The organism is Devosia sp. J20-27 (assembly GCF_055808595.1).
Genome location: NZ_CM147875.1, coordinates 1,188,910 through 1,204,230, shown reverse-complemented (window position 1 = coordinate 1,204,230; position 15,321 = coordinate 1,188,910). Strand labels below are relative to the sequence as shown.

Here is a 15,321-nt window from a genome sequence, read left to right as displayed (position 1 = left end):
GCACGGTCCGCAACCGGCTTGCGGCAGAAAGCCGGAGCCCAAGCCCCGGCGTCGACTTCGATTTTGCCAAATTATCTAGCCCCAGGGGCCTCGCTGTTGTCCGCTGCCACCCTCGCTACCGCCAATCGTCGGCACACGCCAGCCGCTATTACGCGGCACGTCGGGTGAAACCTGGCGCGGCGACTCGTAGCGGCGACCGGTCCGGTCGGTCCGCATCTCGCCGGCCAACCGCTGCAACTGGGCAATGCGGTTCTCGACATTGGGGTGGGTCGAGAACAGGTTGTCCATGCGGGCGCCCGACAGCGGATTGGTGATGTAAAGATGCGCCATGGCCGGATTGCGCTCGGCAGCGACATTGACCGTGCGCTGCGCCGCCTGCGAGATTTTCGCCAGCGCCGAGGCCAGGGCCAACGGGTCGCGCGAAATCTCGGCGCCATACTTGTCGGCCTGGTATTCGCGTGTGCGGCTGATCGCCATCTGCACAAGGCCGGCTGCGAGCGGCGCCAGGAAAACCATCAGCAGGGCGCCGATGCCGCCCAGCGGATTGTCGCGATTATTGCCGCCGCCGAAGAACAGGCCGAACTGCGCCAGCATCGAGATGGCACCGGCAAAGGTGCCGGTAATGGTCATGATCAGCGTGTCACGGCTGCGGATATGCGCCAGTTCGTGCGCGATGACGCCGGCAACCTCATCGGGCTGCAGATATTGCAGCAGACCGCTGGAAACCGCGACCGCCGCATGATCGGGATCCCGGCCGGTGGCAAAGGCATTGGGCTGCGGCGTGTCGATGAGATAGACCCTCGGCGTCGGAATGCCGGCATTGCGCGCCAGCCGCTCGACCATGGCATAGAGGTCCGGCGCCGAGCGCGGATCGATCTCCCGGGCACCCTGCATCGAGAGCACCATCTTGTCCGAATTCCAGTAGGAGAAGAGGTTCGTGCCCGCAGCCACCACGAAAGCAATCAGCATGCCGTTGGTGCCGCCGATGAAATAGCCGACCGCCATGAAAAGTGCCGTCAGCACGGCGAACAGCACGCCAGTACGCAGGAAGTTGAACATCGCTTTGGGCCCTGATCCTCGACTTGACCGAATGGATAGGCCTAAAATGGTATGCCCGCGGGCTATCGCCAAGGGCAGATGACCAAATCGTAATGCCGGAAGACCCGTGGACGTTCCTGACCCCGAAGACACACCGACGCCACGCCCGCCGCTGACCCCGGCAGCTGAGCGCGCACTGGCCGAAGCCGCCGCGCGGCGGCGGGAGATCGATGCCAAAGCAGCAGCCGCACCAAGGGAAGAAGGCGGCCGTGGCGGTCTCGATCCCAATCGCTATGGCGACTGGGAAATCAAGGGCCTGACCGCCGACTTCTGAGCCTAGCCGAACAGCCCGATGACGAGGCCCTGCACCAGCAGCGCCAGCAGGATGTAGCCGCCGTCGATGAAGGTGCGCATCCAGGGCGCGCCCTCGTAACGGTGGTTGAGAATCATCGCCGTGATCACGAAGCCGAACCACAGCACCGCGCCGCCCATCAGGCCTGTAGCGACCGTGGTGGCGCCGAAAAGCCCCGGGATCGCCGCGGCCAGCACCGCGGCCATCACCAGTTGGCAGACAAAGCCGATGACATAAGGCGTTGGATCCTTGGAATTGATCTGGTCACGCGTCTTGCCGATCGACGCCAGCCATTGCGTGGAGAGCACGCCATACCACGCCGCACCCACGCCGAAACTGACGACAGTGCCCACGATCACCGCGAGCCAGTTGATAGCGAAAGTCATCTCGGTCCCCCCTTGGACGCATCCGACGGGGGAAGACTAGCGCCGTTCCGTCGGCGCGGCCAGAGACCTCAGAGGCCGCCCATCTTGCAGATCAGCTGCCATTCGTCCGGCGTGACCGGGCCGACCGAGAGGCGCGAGAGCTTCACCAGTGCCATGTTCTCGAGTTCGGGTGTCTGCTTGATGGTCTCGAGCGTCACCGGCCTGGGCAGCTTTTTGACCGGCAGCACATCGACACACTCCCAAACCACCTCGCCCTTGGCGTTCAGCTCGGCAGTCGAATCGGGATGGGCCAGCGCCACCACCTTGATGATACCGACGATCTCCTTGCCGATGTTGGAGTGGTAGAAAAACGCTTCGTCACCCAGCTGCATGGCGCGCATATGGTTGCGCGCCGCATAGTTGCGCACCCCGTGCCACTCTTCGGGCACGCCCTTGGCGACGACGTCGTCATAGGACATCACATCGGGTTCGGATTTCATCAGCCAGTAGGCCACCGGTCTACGCCTTGGTATTGTTGACGCCGATGCGGAACGGCCGGATGTCCATCGAGCCGAAGACACCGCGGGAGACGAACGGGTCCCTGGCGAAGATCGCCTCGGCTTCCGCCTGGCTCCCCGCCTCGATCACCATGAAGCTGCCATTCATGTCGCCATTGGCATCCAGAAACGGCCCGGCCAGCACCAGCGTGTCGCCCAGCGTCTCCAGGTGTGCCAAGTGGTCCGGCCGCACCTCCATGCGATGTGCCAGACCATTGGGCTTGTCATAGGCGACGATGGAATACTGCATTGCTAGTCCTCCCGTTTCAGCGGCCGGGACATGAGTCCCGCAACGATTGCCGATATTGATGAATTTCCCTCGAGCAGGAGGTTTACCGCATCGACCAGCGGCGCGTCGACACCCAGTTTGGCAGCCAGCGCGCGGGCCACGGGCGCCGTGGCCACACCTTCGGCCAGCGCCGAACCCGGCGGCGTGCCTGCACCCAGTGACATGCCGTAGCGGTAATTGCGGGAGTCGGGTGATGTGCACGACAAGGTCAGGTCGCCGAGCCCCGCCAGGCCGGTCAGGGTTGCCGGCGAGCCGCCCATCGCGGCAACGAAGCGACTGAGTTCGGCAAAGCCGCGGGCCAGCAGGGCTGCACGAGCCGAGGCACCGAGCCCTGCGCCCTCGACGGCACCGCAACCTACCGCATAGACATTCTTGAGGGCTCCGGCGATCTCGACGCCGAGCATGTCGTCTGCGGCATACGGGCGGAAACTCGGCCCTGCCAGCGCACTCGCGATCTGCAGCGTCCGCTCTGTCGACTGGCCGGCCAGCGTCACCGCCGTCGGTCGTCCCGCCGCAACATCGATGGCAAAACTTGGACCCGACAACACATAGGGCGTTGCCGTGGGAACGACCTCGACAAGGATCTCGCTTTGCCGCTTCAGCGTGCCGGTCTCCAGCCCCTTGGCCGACAGCACCAGCTCCCTGCCCGCCAGCATTCCGGCATGGACCTGCAGCGCGGCGCGACTGTGCTGCGCCGGAACGGCCAGAATGACCAGATCGGCAGCGGGCAGGTCCGGGCGGGCGGCAATCGCCGATGACAGCGGCAAGTCTCCCAGATGGGCGCTGTTGCGGTGTTGCTGGTTGATCTCGTCCAAAGCCGCTGGATCGCGACCGACAAGCGTGACGCGGCGCCCGGCCAATGCGGCCGCCTGCGCCAGGGCCGTGCCCCAGGCGCCGGCACCGATGACGGCGACATGCTCAATGGCCATGGTCGAGCCCCATATCCGCCGAGTCCAGCGGCCAGCGGGCCTTGGCGGAGAACGCCATTTCGTCGACCGATCCGAGCGCCAGCCGCTCCGCCCCGGCCCAGGCGACCATTGCACCATTGTCGGTGCAGAGCGCCATGGGCGGAATGACCAGCGTCGCGCCAGCCGTATCGGCGGCCTCGCGCAGGGCCGCGCCGATCGCCTTGTTGGCCGCGACGCCCCCGGCCACCACCAGGGTCGCCTTGCTGCCGAAGCGCTCCAGCGCCTGCCCCGCGCGCACCCGGACGATTTCGGCAACGGCCGCCTGGAAGCTGGCGCAGATATCGGCCACATCCTGATCGGAAAGCGGCGCGATCTGCTCGGCCGCCAGCCGCACGGCGGTCTTCAGACCCGAGAACGAAAAATCGAGGTTCTTTTCGCGCAGCAGCGGCCGCGGAAACCTGAAACGCTTGGGATCGCCCTGCAGCGCCTGCCGCTCGACATGCGGTCCGCCCGGCACGCCCAGCCCGAGCAGCTTGGCCACCTTGTCGAAGGCCTCGCCCAGAGCATCGTCGATGGTCGAACCCCAGCGCTCGTAGTCGCCGACGCCGCGCACCAGCACAAACTGGCTGTGACCACCCGAGACCAGCAGCATCAGATAGGGAAAGCGCACCCCGTCGGTTAGCCGCGCCGTCAGCGCGTGCGCTTCGAGGTGGTTGACCGCGATCAACGGCTTGCCCAGCGCCGCGGCCAGCGCCTTGCCGGTGGTCAGCCCCACCAGCACGCCGCCAATCAGCCCCGGCCCGGCAGTGGCAGCGACCGCATCGATGTCGCGCAGCGCCACGCCAGCCTGTTCCGCCGCTTTGGCGATGATGCCGTCGAGATGGCTGACATGGCTGCGGGCCGCCAGTTCGGGCACGACGCCGCCAAAGGCCGCATGCTCGTCGAGCTGGCTGCGCACGATGTTGGACAGGATGGTGGCGCGCCCCGCCGCGTCGCGTTCGACGACGGCGGCGGCGGTTTCGTCGCAGCTGGTCTCGATACCCAATACCTTCATGCGCCTTGCCCGGTCGTTGTTCGTGGTCTAAGCCGTCCCGTCGCCCGCGTCTTGAGCTATAGAGGACGAGACGAGATTGCAATCTGCCGCCCCATTCCTTCGCCTCGGCACCCGCGGTTCGCCGCTGGCCCTGGCCCAGGCCAATCTGGTCGCCCGCCTGCTGTCCGAGCGGTACGGCGTCCCAGTCGCCGAAATCGAAATCCGTGTCATCACCACCACCGGTGATCGGCTGACCGACCGTCCCCTCAGCGAAGCCGGCGGCAAGGGCCTGTTTTCCAAGGAAATCGAGGCGGCCATCCTCGCCGGCGAAGTCGATGTCGGCGTGCATTCGTCCAAGGACATGGCGACCGACCTGCCGGATGGGCTGGTGCTTTCGACCTTCCTGCAGCGCGAGGACGTCCGCGACGCCTTCGTTTCGCATGACTATGCCGGCATTGACGAACTGCCCGCTGGCAGCAAGCTGGGCAGTTCATCGATCCGCCGCGCCGCGCAGATGCTGCGCGAGCGACCCGACATCGAGGTCGTGCCGTTTCGTGGCAATGTGGAAACCCGGCTCGGCAAGCTCGAACAGGGCATCGCCGCCGCCACCCTGCTGGCCGCTGCCGGCCTGAACCGGCTCGGCAAATCCAGCCTTATCCGCAGCTACATCGATCCGCGCCGCTTTCCGCCGGCCCCGGCGCAGGGTGCCATCGGGCTCGAGCACCGGGCCGACGATACGCGCACCGCCGAACTGGTGGCGCCGCTCGACCATGGCCCGACCTCCATTGCAATTGCGGCCGAACGTGCCATGCTCGCGGCACTGGACGGATCATGCCGGACACCGATTGGTGCGTTCACGGAATTGACCGAGAGTTCCTGCACGCTGCACGGGGAGATTCTGTCGCCGGACGGCAAACAGGCCTTCAATGCAAGCCTCAGCGGAACGCCGGGCGAGGCCCGCGCATTGGGAACACAACTGGGTCGGCACCTGCTCGAACTTGCCGGACCGGCCTTCATGAAACGATTGTGGGGATGAGCCAGTTTGGTCCGTATGCTCGTCACACGTCCCGAACCTGACGCCAGCGACACCGCCGCGCGGCTCGCTGCGCTCGATATCGAAGCCGCGCTCTGTCCCCTGCTGACCTTCCACACCCTGCCCACCAGTCTGCCCGATGCAGCCGGGTTTGCGGCGATTGCTGTCACCAGCACCAACGCGCTGCGCGCCCTCGACGAACGCGGCGCCATCGCCGATTTCATTAGGCTGCCTGTATTTGCCGTGGGTGACCGCACGGCCGCAGTGGCGCGCGACACGGGCTTTGCCGATGTGACCAGCGCCGGTGGCGGCTTTGCCGACCTCGTCGAACTGCTGGCACATTCCGGTCTCGCCGGTCCGATATTCTATCCCGCGGGCCGCGATCAGTCCGGCGACCTGGCCAAATCGCTGGCGCCCTTCGGCCTGATGGTGATTGCCACCCAGGTCTACGCCATGACGGCAATTGCCGAACTGCCGGCGCAGATCGTCGGCGAGCTTGAGGATGGCAGTATCGACGCCGTTCTGTTCTACTCGCGCCGCACGGCGGAAACCTTCGCCAGGCTGAGCGCGCAGCAGTTGAGCGGCCTGTCACGACTCGAAATGGGGATGCTTTGTCTGTCCGAAACGGTTGCCGCACCCCTGCTCGATGTCCATTTTGTCCGCGTGGGACTGGCCGACTACCCGAGCGAAGAGGCTATGATGGCTTTGGCCTTGTCTTTTTCGCGCGACCGCAACACATGATGACCCAGCAATTCGAGGAAACGCCGCATGGCTGAGCGCAAATCGGGACCCGTGAAACCACCGGTCATCGATCTCAAGGCCAACGACGCCAGCCAGTCCGCCGAGCCGGAAAAGCCCGCCGCACGGAACGCCAGGACCTCGACCAGGGCCAAACCGGACACCGCTGCCAAACCGGACGCCGCAAAGCCTGAGGCCGCTGCCAGGCCCGAGACGACCGTCGCGCCGGCAGGCTCCGGCGCGCAGAAGGCCACAGAGGGATCTGAAGCCAGACCTGAGACCGAGCCGGAGACGCCGGCGGCAACGAAGTCGGAACCGAAGCCCGAAACGCCGCGCAATCCGGTCCCGCCCACGCCGCCGACACCACCCGCAACGCCGGTGCGCCAGGCGCGGCTGGCCATGCCGTGGAGTGCCATTTCCATCGCCGTGGTTGCCGGCGCGCTGCTGGGCACAGCGCTGACCTATGCCCTGGTCAATCTGGTGCCGCTGCCGTCGACCAGTCCGGGGTTTGCCGATCCCGCCGAACAGCTGGTTGACCTCGACGGACGGCTGGCTGCGCTCGAAAGCCGGCTGCCGGCGCTCGAAGAGGGGGCCCTCAAGACCCAGGTGAGCCTCGACGCGACGATTACCCAGCTCGATACCGGCCTCAACCAGCTCAAAGCCGGTCAGGACGCGCTGGCGACACGCATCGATGATGTGCAGGCCAGTATTCCGACCGTCACAGACGTGGATCTGGGGCCGCTCACAACGCAACTCGATACGCTCGACGCCCGCGTCACTGCCATTGCCGCCGGCGCATCCTCTGCCGATGCGGCCGCGCTGGCGGAAAGCCTCAACGGCATCGAGGCGGCGATCGCCGCGATAACGGCCCGGCTCGACGGGCTCGATGGCCAGGCGGGCGAGATTGCCGGCCTCCGCAGCGATCTCGAAGCCGCAAAATCCGCCATCGCCAAGCAGACCCAGACGCTGGGCGGCGCCAATATCGGCCCGGCCGTCAAGCTGCCGCTCGTCGTTTCCGGGCTTGAGACCGCGTTCGCCGCCGGCCGCCCGTTTGCCGCCGAACTCGAGAGCCTGAACGCCCTGCTGCCCAACCTTGCCGTGCCGGAGACCCTGGCTGCCGCGGCGGAAACCGGCCTCGCCCGCCCTGACAGGCTGCTCAACGATTTCGAAGCGGTGGTGCCCTCCATGCTGGCCGGCCGCACGGCCGAGAGCACCGGCGACTGGGGCCAGGACGCCATCGAGTGGGCCAAGGGCCTGCTGGCGCTGCGCCCCACCGGGGAAATGCCGGGCAATACGCCCGAGGCCATCGTTTCGCGCCTTGAGGCAGCCATGGCGCGGCAGGACTTCGTCGCCGCCGCCGACCTGCTCGGCCAGTTGCCGCCGGCGATGCAGTCTGCAGCCGGAGACGTTGCCACGTCGGTGCGCAATCACGCTGCCGCCGAGCAGTTTGTCGCCGCATTGCGGGCCCAGGCCCTGGCGCCGACGGCGGAGGCAGCACAGTGATCCGCCTCGCCTACTGGATCATCATCAGCCTGCTGGTCACGGCCGGCATTGCCTGGCTGATCAGCCTGCCCGGCACGCTGACGCTGGAACTGCTGGGCTTTCGCATGCAGCCGCGGCTCGGCGTCGCGGTGTTCTTCGTGCTGGCGGCGATTGCCCTCATCATTTTCACCTGGGGCCTGCTGCGCCGGGTGCTGGGGGCCCCCTACTATCTGGCCCGCCGCGCCCGCGAGCGCCGCAAGGACGTAGCGTTTTCGGCCCTGTCGGACGGCTTCATCGCCCTGCAGGCCGGCGATCCTTCAAAGGCCCGGCTGCTGGCCCGCGAGGCCCGCGCCAACCTGCCGCAGAACGCTGCCGCGCAACTGCTAGAAGCGCGTGCCGACCTGGCGCTGGGCGACATGCATTCGGCCCGCGAACACTACCGGGCGCTGATCACCAACAAGAAGACCGCCCTGGCGGCGCTGTCGGGCCTCTATGACCAGGCCCGCACCCAGGGCCGCACCGACGCGGCGCTGACCTTTGCCCAGAAGGCCACCGAGATTGCGCCGCACACCCCGTGGGCCAATGCTGCGGTGTTCGACGATCTGACGCGCAAGGGCCTCTGGGCGGAAGCTGCCGAAATGGTGGCCTCCGCGCCGGCCGTCAGCCGCGAGGAAAAGATGCGCAAGCGCCGCCGCCAGGCGGTCGTTGCCACTGCCCGCGCCCAGCTCGCCGAAAACACCGACGCGATGGCCGCACTGGACCACGCGCTGGGCGCGCTCAAGCTGGTGCCCGATTTCGTCCCCGCCGCGCTGATCGCGGCGCGCATCTACATCAACCGCGGCGACAGCCGGAAGGCCATGAGCCTGCTCCGCCGGGTCTGGCGCGCCACCTCGCATCCCGACATCGCCACGCTGTTTGCCAATGCCGTGCAGGGCACCTCCGCCGTCGACCGGCTGAAGCGAGTGCGCGAACTGATCGATGCGCCGCCGCAGAACAAGCCTGCCGCCCTGGTGTTGGCCCGCGCCTGCATCGACGCCTATGACTGGCCGGCGGCGCGCCATGCGCTGGCCAATTATTCCTCGGCCAATCCCAGCCAGTCGGTGTGCCTGCTGATGGCCGAGATCGAGGAAGGCCAGTCCGACGATCAGGGCAAGGCCCGCGAATGGGTCAACCGCGCCGTGCGGGCGCCGCGCGACCCGGTCTGGACCGCCGACGGCATTACCGCCGAGGAATGGGAACCGCTCTCTCCCGTCACCGGCAAGCTCGACGCCTTCGAGTGGCGGGTGCCCACCAGCGCCGTCGCCACCCGCGTCCCCGAGACACCCCCCGAGGGGCAGCGGGCATCGGGCACCCAGCTGGCACTTCCCGACAACTGACCCCTTGCACAGCCGCACCGGCGCCAGTAAAAGACCGGCGTCGCGCAGCCTCCGGCCGCCCGCGTCGCCGCTTTAGCTCAGTTGGTAGAGCACATCATTCGTAATTAGCGGGTCCGTCCGTGAATGACGTTTGCCGCCAATGAGTTGGTGGGCTATGAAACGAAATAGTAGGGCGATAGTAGGTTGCCCTGCGTCTGGTAAGCCGCTTTAGCTCAGTTGGTAGAGCACATCATTCGTAATGATGGGGTCAGGTGTTCGAGTCACCTAAGCGGCACCAACTCAATGATCTGATATCGTTATGTATTCATCGGCTGCGCATTTTCGGCGTTTCAGCCGCTCGGCGGTGGCGCACCATCGGACACCACCACACATCGAAAACTGCGTTGCTGCGAGGAGGGTCGCAAGGTGTGACACCCGCTGGAGCCGGGTTGTTCTGCCTGCTACGTAAGTTCCAGTCTTCGCTTTCGCTTTCGGATGCTTTTGCACGTGGCAGATGGGCGCTAGTGAACGCTTGAAAGAACTGACACAGCGAATCGCCGTGTGGTAACGATCCGGGCAAATCGGCAAGAGGGGCGGACTTAAAGTGGGTGTTTCTAGACTATTTGCCGGAAGCGACATTGGCCCTTGGCTCGGATCATTGTCCGCAGCTGAAGTGGCTGCGCTTGATGGGCTTCTATTTGAAAAGAACGACAAGTTCTATTTCCAGTGCCCGGTTCGGAAGAAGGAGATTTTGGCCAAGCCTGAAGAGTGCGTTCGCCAATTTCTATTGCACCAGCTTCAAGGCAGATATGGATATCCGTTGAGCCGTCTTGCCGTCGAATACCCGATAACCTTCGGCCGCGACTCATCGAAGCGTGCGGATATCGTGGTCTTCGACGCCGACCGGCCGACCGTTCCCTATATCGTCGTCGAAGTGAAGCAGGGGAAAGCAAAAGACGGCAAAGAGCAGCTTCGTTCTTATACCCATGCTACGGGCGCACCCTTGGCGCTTTGGAGCAACGGACCTGACAGCAAGGTCTGGAACCGCAAAAACCCGAACTACCTACAAGAAATCCCGCACCTGCCTACGGCCACGCAGGACATCGAAGATATCATCAATGAGCCGTGGACACTGAAAACCCTTGAGGACAAGGAAAACGAACGCGCCCTTTCCTCGGCGGGCAACAAGGCATTGCGTGAAAAGATCGTCGACCTGGAAGACGAAGTTCTGGCGAACGCGGGCGTGGACGTGTTCGAAGAGGTCTTCAAGCTGGTCTTCACTAAGCTTTACGACGAAATGTCGTGCCACCAAGGCCGATACCCACACTTGCGTTTTCGCAACAGCAATACCGCCTCGAAGCTGAAAGAGAACATTCAAAAACTATTCGACGCGGCTAAGGAGGAATGGCCGGGCGTCTTTTCCGATGACGAACGGATCAAGCTCTCGCAGGACCACCTACAGGTTTGCGTCGCCTCGCTGGAAGAATGGAAACTTTTCAACTCGAACCTGGACGTGGTGGACGACGCGTTTGAGTATCTCGTGTCGAAATCAGCCAAGGGCGAAAAGGGGCAATACTTCACGCCGCGCTGGGTCATCGACATGTGCGTGAAGATGCTGAACCCAACCGAACAGGAAACCGTCATCGACCCCGCCTGCGGGTCGGCGGGCTTCACTGTGCATTCCATGTTCCACGTCTGGGGCAATATCCTTGAAGAATTGGGCTTGCCCCGATCGAACCTTTTTACCGCCGAACGCAAACCCCAACGCTGCATCGACTATGTGACGAACAGAGTCTTCGCGCTGGACTTCGACGAAAAGAGTGTCCGCGTGTCCCGCTGCCTCAACCTCATCGCCGGCGATGGTCAGACCAACGTGCTGCACATGAACACGCTGGATTGGCAGAAATGGGAAGAGACGACCAAGCAAGACGAGTGGCAGGAAACCTATGGGCCGGGCTGGACGAAGCTGAAGAAGCTGCGGGCGAACAAGAAGAACGGCGACTTCCGCAACTTCAACTTCGACCTGGTGATGGCGAACCCGCCCTTTGCGGGCGATATCAAACAAACCGACATGCTTGCGCCTTACAGCATCGCACAAAAGGACAACGGCAAGTACGAAAGCTCCGTCGGGCGCGACCTTCTGTTCATCGAACGCAATCTGGATTTCCTGAAGCCCGGCGGGCGCATGGCGGTCGTGCTACCCCAAGGCCGCTTCAACAATTCCAGCGACCAACGGGTGCGCAAGTTCATCATGGAACAGTGCCGCATTCTGGCGGTCGTCGGGCTACACCCGAACACGTTCAAGCCGCACACCGGCACCAAGACAAGCGTGCTGTTCGTACAGAAGTGGAACGAAGATGTTAACGCCGGGCCGCTGTGCGAGAAGGTAGAAGACTACAACATCTTCTTCGCTACGCAGCAGATCGAAAGCGTCAACAACCGGGGCGAAAAGGTCTACGTCAAGAACGCCGATGGCGTGAATGAGCGGGACGAACACGGGCACTTCATCGTGGCCCACGATCTGTTCCGGCACAACGCCGAACTGCCCGACGGAACTGTGATCGAACGACCGGAAGGAATTGCCGAAGCGTTCATCGAATTCGCGAAGAAAGAGCGCCTAAGTTTTTTTCACTAGGCCCTCACGATAGCGCAAAATTGGATGCGCTATCGGGGGGGCTCGAAGTAAGCCTTATCTCCAAGTCAGAACTCGAGTTCACCGATCGGATTGACAGCGAGTACTACAGGAAGCGCTTCCTTGAACTAGAAGAGAGAATTGGGCGTGTCGATTCGGCAAAACTGGGAACCGGAACTGATTTCTTGATTGGGCCGTTCGGTTCCGAGTTTACTATAGATAGCTACACCAATGAGCAGAATTACAGATACATACGAGGAAAGGACGTCAAGCCTTTAATTCTTATGGACAATGACAATGTCTTCATGCCAGGTGAGGACTATCAGCGCTTGAGGAAGTATGCGCTTCGAAACAACGACGTTATGGTCTCGGTTGTCGGTACTCTTGGTAACGCTGCGCTGGTTACGGAAAAAGATATTCCGGCTGTATTTAGCTGCAAAAGCACCGTACTAAGACCGAGAGATATCAATCCTGTATATTTGACCGTATATCTGAATAGTGAATACGGTAGAAATTTATTACTTCGCAAAGAACGGGGCGCAATTCAGAAGGGTTTGAATCTGGATGACCTGAAGGACGTGATGGTTCATCGTCCAAGTGTAATTTTTCAGGCGAGAGTTGAATCGATCTTCCGAAAAGCGCTCTCGACCACCGAAGTCTCAAAACAGCTGCACAAAGACGCCGAAACCGCCTTACTCAAGGCGCTTGGTTTTGCTGATTGGACCACGCAGGGGCCACTGTCCTACGCGGCCCGCGCCAGCGACGCCTTCGCCGCCGGGCGGCTGGATGCTCAGTATTTCAGGCCCATCTTCGCGGAGATCGCGGAGCGGTTGCGTCTTACAGGTCGCGGGATAGAGTTGGGCGATATATTGACCACCAACGCGCGGGGACGACAGCCGCAATACGCTGACACCGGTCTGCCAGTCGTGAACTCAAAGCATGTTCGGATCAACCGCGTGGCCCTCGACGACAATCGCACCGCCACTGAGGAAGGCTCCCCGGTCGTCATCGGGAACGGCGACGTCTTGGTGAACGGAACCGGCGTGGGTACGATTGGGCGCGCGGCCGCTTATCTTCATGCTGAGAGGGCACTGCCTGACAATCACGTCACAGTTCTGCGAACGGGACAACTCGACCCCGTCTATATGGCGGTGTTTCTGAATAGTCCACTCGGCCAGTGGCAGATCGAGCGGCACATCAGGGGCTCTTCAGGCCAAATTGAACTCTATCCCAGTGACATTGCTAAGGTGGTGGTTTGGCAGGCACCAGATGACGTTCAGAGTGCTGTATGTCAGTCAATCATGGATGCCTTCGCTCAGGAGCGTGGAGCCAGAGACCTGCTCGACGCTGCCAAGCGCGCTGTTGAAATTGCCATCGAAGACAGCGAGGCCGCTGCCATGGCCTATCTCGACAAGATGGGGGCCCTGTGATGCCGGGCTTGGGGGACAATCTGAAACGGTGGCGCGACCAGGCAGAAGTCGATTGGTTCAGCCAATTCATCAAGGCATGGATACCCTTCAACGCATGGATGACCGACACATTCGGCGACCTTTCCGACCGCGAATTGCTGGACAAGGTCAAGGGAACCGGCAACGTCGTGAAGAACAAGACATTACCCATGATGTCGAAGTATTTGAAGGTCGCGTATGACGCAGAAGGTGGTTGGCAAGACGATAGCCCCGACGCACGCGAGTTCCGGTTACAAATCAACGAACTTCACAGTCGCCTTCAGGAATGCATTGTTGAAGGCCGCAAAGGTCGGGTCTGCTTCGACACTGTCGATATCGGCGCGAATATAAAGAAGGACGAACAAAAAACAAAGTGGAAGCGAGATTTTCGCTGCCGCCGCGACCATCCGAACAAAGGCGAAGTATACATTGAAGTATCCGCCTCGAAGACTGTCGCGGCCTTTGCGCTCACGCTTCCCTCGCACGATCGGAAGACGCTTGAGGACGACGGAAATTTCCAAGCCCTGAAGGACGAGCAGCGCGCATTGCTCTTGGCCTTATTCGAAGCAGTCGCTCCGCGTGTGACTATGAGCGTTTTGGCGGGCCACGGTGCACAAAAGAAGCTCACCTATGGCGAAGTCCACTTCATCAATGACGCTAGCAAGAACTTTTCCGCGTTGATCGACGTGCTTTACGGGCTCCGCAACGCGCTGTTCCACGGGTCGATAACGCCGAATGAAACGCACAACCAAATCTACAAGCCCGCCTACCTGATTGCCATGCGGTTGGTGAAATGTACCCTCTAGCTGGGCCTTGTCGCTTGGGGCCGACGCGGTGACGTTGCCCCCAACTTCCATCCAGCCTGAAGGAGACTCGGGCGGGGTGAGCGACGGGGGCTGGCGCGGAGCCGGCCACGCCCCACCGCCAACCACGTGAGAAAAAGGGCAGCCCGCAACAATGCCAACGATCCTCTATAAATACCGTCCCGATAGCGCCCGAACTGAGGAAATTATAACGAGCCGCAAGGTATGGCTGTCTACCGCTGCGAAAATGAATGACCCGCTAGAGTGTAGGACCGGCATCATTCCCGAAGACTGGAAGCAGCAAACCATCCAAGAAATGGAGAGGGGTCAGTTCATGGGGGTACTTTACAACCCAGCGGGACCCAGCGGCAGGCTCTTCTCATATAGCCCTCAACGCACCCGTAAGTGGTTCAAGCATGTATCGAAGCTCCCGCACGACAGGCGCATACGCGCAATGAGGGAGCTCTACCGAGAACACGGAGTAGCGCTTTCAGATCCTAGAAGGATCTTCGATAGTCTCCAGACACAGCTCTCCGCTGTCGGCATTTTTAGCCTCAGCGAGTGCGCAGACAATCATCCCATGTGGGCGCACTATGCAGGTGACCACAGCGGGCTCGCGCTGGGCTTTGCTGTTCAAGACGGCAGCAAGCTGGCCGACTCGTACCACACCCTGCCCGTGACCTATGCGGACAGCAAACCCACGTTCACTGTCGGCTTCAACCAGACGGTAGAAGTTACTTTTGACGGAATTCGGTTCGCTTCGAATTCGAAATTCTCTTTTGACGATCCCGTATTTCGAGCGAGTATAAGTACGAAGCCAACGACTTGGAGCTATGAGCGGGAGTGGCGATACGTCGAAGAAACGAGTGGATCGTTTGATTTCCCCGGTGAACTAACCAGCGTCGCATTCGGCCTTCGAATGACCGATGAGCGGCGCAGTTTTTACGGTGAACTGCTGAGACAGGCGGGCTTTCAGATAGACCAATTCGAGGTGCGAGTTTCTTCGGCAGGCGCATTCGAGCTGGCGCAGCATCTCTAACTATCTATCGGGGCTTCGGTCATCACTTGCTTACGGGCCGAATCCGGCGGCGCACGATCGCACCTTGGTTCACTCAACATTCGGCCGACGATGGCCGAGGAACAAACGTTCGACGACGCACCCCGCGCGTAAACTACCTATCTCGAGAGGTTTTGCTGCCGGTTTCCTGAACAATCCAAAAACCAACTCCTGCTCCGTCGAACTTCCGCAAGAAGGGCGCCTTGCCATATGACGCAAAGTCGAGCGGTA

The 15,321-nt window shown here is 62.3% G+C and carries 15 protein-coding genes and 1 tRNA gene; 10 read left to right on the top strand and 6 right to left on the bottom strand.

Features of this window, described 5'->3' with window-relative positions; translation table 11 throughout:
- Nucleotides 1–75 precede the first annotated feature (75 nt).
- The gene (htpX, locus tag AC0L4C_RS05915) at nucleotides 76–1,059 is read right to left on the bottom strand and encodes a zinc metalloprotease HtpX (RefSeq protein WP_473402698.1); all 984 of its coding nucleotides are present in this window, start codon (nucleotides 1,057–1,059) and stop codon (nucleotides 76–78) included.
- Between the two features lie 106 nt (nucleotides 1,060–1,165).
- Between htpX and AC0L4C_RS05910 the strand changes: the two genes are divergently transcribed.
- Nucleotides 1,166–1,372 carry a DUF1674 domain-containing protein gene (locus AC0L4C_RS05910; protein ID WP_473402697.1) on the top strand — a complete coding sequence of 69 codons (207 nt, stop codon included), beginning with the start codon at nucleotides 1,166–1,168 and terminating at the stop codon, nucleotides 1,370–1,372.
- A gap of 2 nt (nucleotides 1,373–1,374) precedes the next feature.
- On the opposite strand, the gene AC0L4C_RS05905 is transcribed toward AC0L4C_RS05910, so the two are convergent.
- From AC0L4C_RS05905 to tsaD, 5 genes are all read right to left on the bottom strand, one after another.
- Nucleotides 1,375–1,776 carry a DUF1761 domain-containing protein gene (locus AC0L4C_RS05905; RefSeq protein ID WP_473402696.1) on the bottom strand — a complete coding sequence of 134 codons (402 nt, stop codon included), beginning with the start codon at nucleotides 1,774–1,776 and terminating at the stop codon, nucleotides 1,375–1,377.
- A 68-nt stretch (nucleotides 1,777–1,844) separates the two neighbouring features.
- Nucleotides 1,845–2,270, bottom strand: coding sequence for an EVE domain-containing protein (locus AC0L4C_RS05900; RefSeq protein ID WP_473402695.1), 426 nt, complete (start codon nucleotides 2,268–2,270; stop codon nucleotides 1,845–1,847).
- 4 nt (nucleotides 2,271–2,274) lie between these two features.
- Complete coding sequence (locus tag AC0L4C_RS05895) at nucleotides 2,275–2,562, bottom strand: YciI family protein (protein WP_473402694.1); 288 nt, start codon at nucleotides 2,560–2,562, stop codon at nucleotides 2,275–2,277.
- Nucleotides 2,563–2,564: 2 nt separating this feature from the next.
- Nucleotides 2,565–3,530 carry an NAD(P)H-dependent glycerol-3-phosphate dehydrogenase gene (locus tag AC0L4C_RS05890; RefSeq protein ID WP_473402693.1) on the bottom strand — a complete coding sequence of 322 codons (966 nt, stop codon included), beginning with the start codon at nucleotides 3,528–3,530 and terminating at the stop codon, nucleotides 2,565–2,567.
- The gene (gene tsaD, locus AC0L4C_RS05885; protein ID WP_473402692.1) at nucleotides 3,520–4,563 is read right to left on the bottom strand and encodes a tRNA (adenosine(37)-N6)-threonylcarbamoyltransferase complex transferase subunit TsaD; all 1,044 of its coding nucleotides are present in this window, start codon (nucleotides 4,561–4,563) and stop codon (nucleotides 3,520–3,522) included. Before tsaD ends, AC0L4C_RS05890 begins: the two co-directional genes overlap by 11 nt.
- A gap of 76 nt (nucleotides 4,564–4,639) precedes the next feature.
- Between tsaD and hemC the strand changes: the two genes are divergently transcribed.
- The 9 genes from hemC to AC0L4C_RS05840 all read left to right on the top strand — a co-directional run bounded on the left by hemC (nucleotide 4,640) and on the right by AC0L4C_RS05840 (nucleotide 15,072).
- On the top strand, nucleotides 4,640–5,578 hold the full coding sequence (gene hemC, locus AC0L4C_RS05880; protein ID WP_473402691.1) for a hydroxymethylbilane synthase: 939 nt from the start codon (nucleotides 4,640–4,642) through the stop codon (nucleotides 5,576–5,578).
- Between the two features lie 15 nt (nucleotides 5,579–5,593).
- A complete protein-coding gene (locus AC0L4C_RS05875; RefSeq protein ID WP_473403461.1) occupies nucleotides 5,594–6,316 on the top strand; it encodes a uroporphyrinogen-III synthase in 723 nt (240 codons plus the stop codon).
- Between the two features lie 27 nt (nucleotides 6,317–6,343).
- Complete coding sequence (locus AC0L4C_RS05870) at nucleotides 6,344–7,816, top strand: COG4223 family protein (RefSeq protein WP_473402690.1); 1,473 nt, start codon at nucleotides 6,344–6,346, stop codon at nucleotides 7,814–7,816.
- The gene (locus tag AC0L4C_RS05865; protein WP_473402689.1) at nucleotides 7,813–9,171 is read left to right on the top strand and encodes a heme biosynthesis HemY N-terminal domain-containing protein; all 1,359 of its coding nucleotides are present in this window, start codon (nucleotides 7,813–7,815) and stop codon (nucleotides 9,169–9,171) included. Before AC0L4C_RS05870 ends, AC0L4C_RS05865 begins: the two co-directional genes overlap by 4 nt.
- Before the next feature lie 201 nt (nucleotides 9,172–9,372).
- Nucleotides 9,373–9,448: transfer RNA gene (locus AC0L4C_RS05860), tRNA-Thr, on the top strand.
- Nucleotides 9,449–9,823: 375 nt separating this feature from the next.
- The gene (locus AC0L4C_RS05855; RefSeq protein ID WP_473402688.1) at nucleotides 9,824–11,785 is read left to right on the top strand and encodes an N-6 DNA methylase; all 1,962 of its coding nucleotides are present in this window, start codon (nucleotides 9,824–9,826) and stop codon (nucleotides 11,783–11,785) included.
- A 20-nt stretch (nucleotides 11,786–11,805) separates the two neighbouring features.
- Nucleotides 11,806–13,212, top strand: a complete 1,407-nt coding sequence (locus AC0L4C_RS05850; protein ID WP_473402687.1) for a restriction endonuclease subunit S domain-containing protein — start codon at nucleotides 11,806–11,808, stop codon at nucleotides 13,210–13,212.
- 8 nt (nucleotides 13,213–13,220) lie between these two features.
- Nucleotides 13,221–14,036, top strand: a complete 816-nt coding sequence (locus tag AC0L4C_RS05845) for a hypothetical protein (protein ID WP_473402686.1) — start codon at nucleotides 13,221–13,223, stop codon at nucleotides 14,034–14,036.
- Nucleotides 14,037–14,487: 451 nt separating this feature from the next.
- Nucleotides 14,488–15,072: a DUF2971 domain-containing protein gene (locus AC0L4C_RS05840; protein ID WP_473402685.1), complete on the top strand. Its 585-nt coding sequence runs from the start codon at nucleotides 14,488–14,490 to the stop codon at nucleotides 15,070–15,072.
- Nucleotides 15,073–15,321: the final 249 nt, after the last annotated feature.

Coding starts and splice junctions, on each gene's coding strand:
- AC0L4C_RS05905 (WP_473402696.1), bottom strand. CDS start 1,776: ATGACTTTCGCTATCAACTGGCTCGCGGTGATCGTGGGCACTGTCGTC.
- tsaD (WP_473402692.1), bottom strand. CDS start 4,563: ATGAAGGTATTGGGTATCGAGACCAGCTGCGACGAAACCGCCGCCGCC.
- htpX (WP_473402698.1), bottom strand. CDS start 1,059: ATGTTCAACTTCCTGCGTACTGGCGTGCTGTTCGCCGTGCTGACGGCA.
- AC0L4C_RS05890 (WP_473402693.1), bottom strand. CDS start 3,530: ATGGCCATTGAGCATGTCGCCGTCATCGGTGCCGGCGCCTGGGGCACG.
- AC0L4C_RS05895 (WP_473402694.1), bottom strand. CDS start 2,562: ATGCAGTATTCCATCGTCGCCTATGACAAGCCCAATGGTCTGGCACAT.
- AC0L4C_RS05875 (WP_473403461.1), top strand. CDS start 5,594: ATGCTCGTCACACGTCCCGAACCTGACGCCAGCGACACCGCCGCGCGG.
- AC0L4C_RS05870 (WP_473402690.1), top strand. CDS start 6,344: ATGGCTGAGCGCAAATCGGGACCCGTGAAACCACCGGTCATCGATCTC.
- AC0L4C_RS05840 (WP_473402685.1), top strand. CDS start 14,488: ATGAGGGAGCTCTACCGAGAACACGGAGTAGCGCTTTCAGATCCTAGA.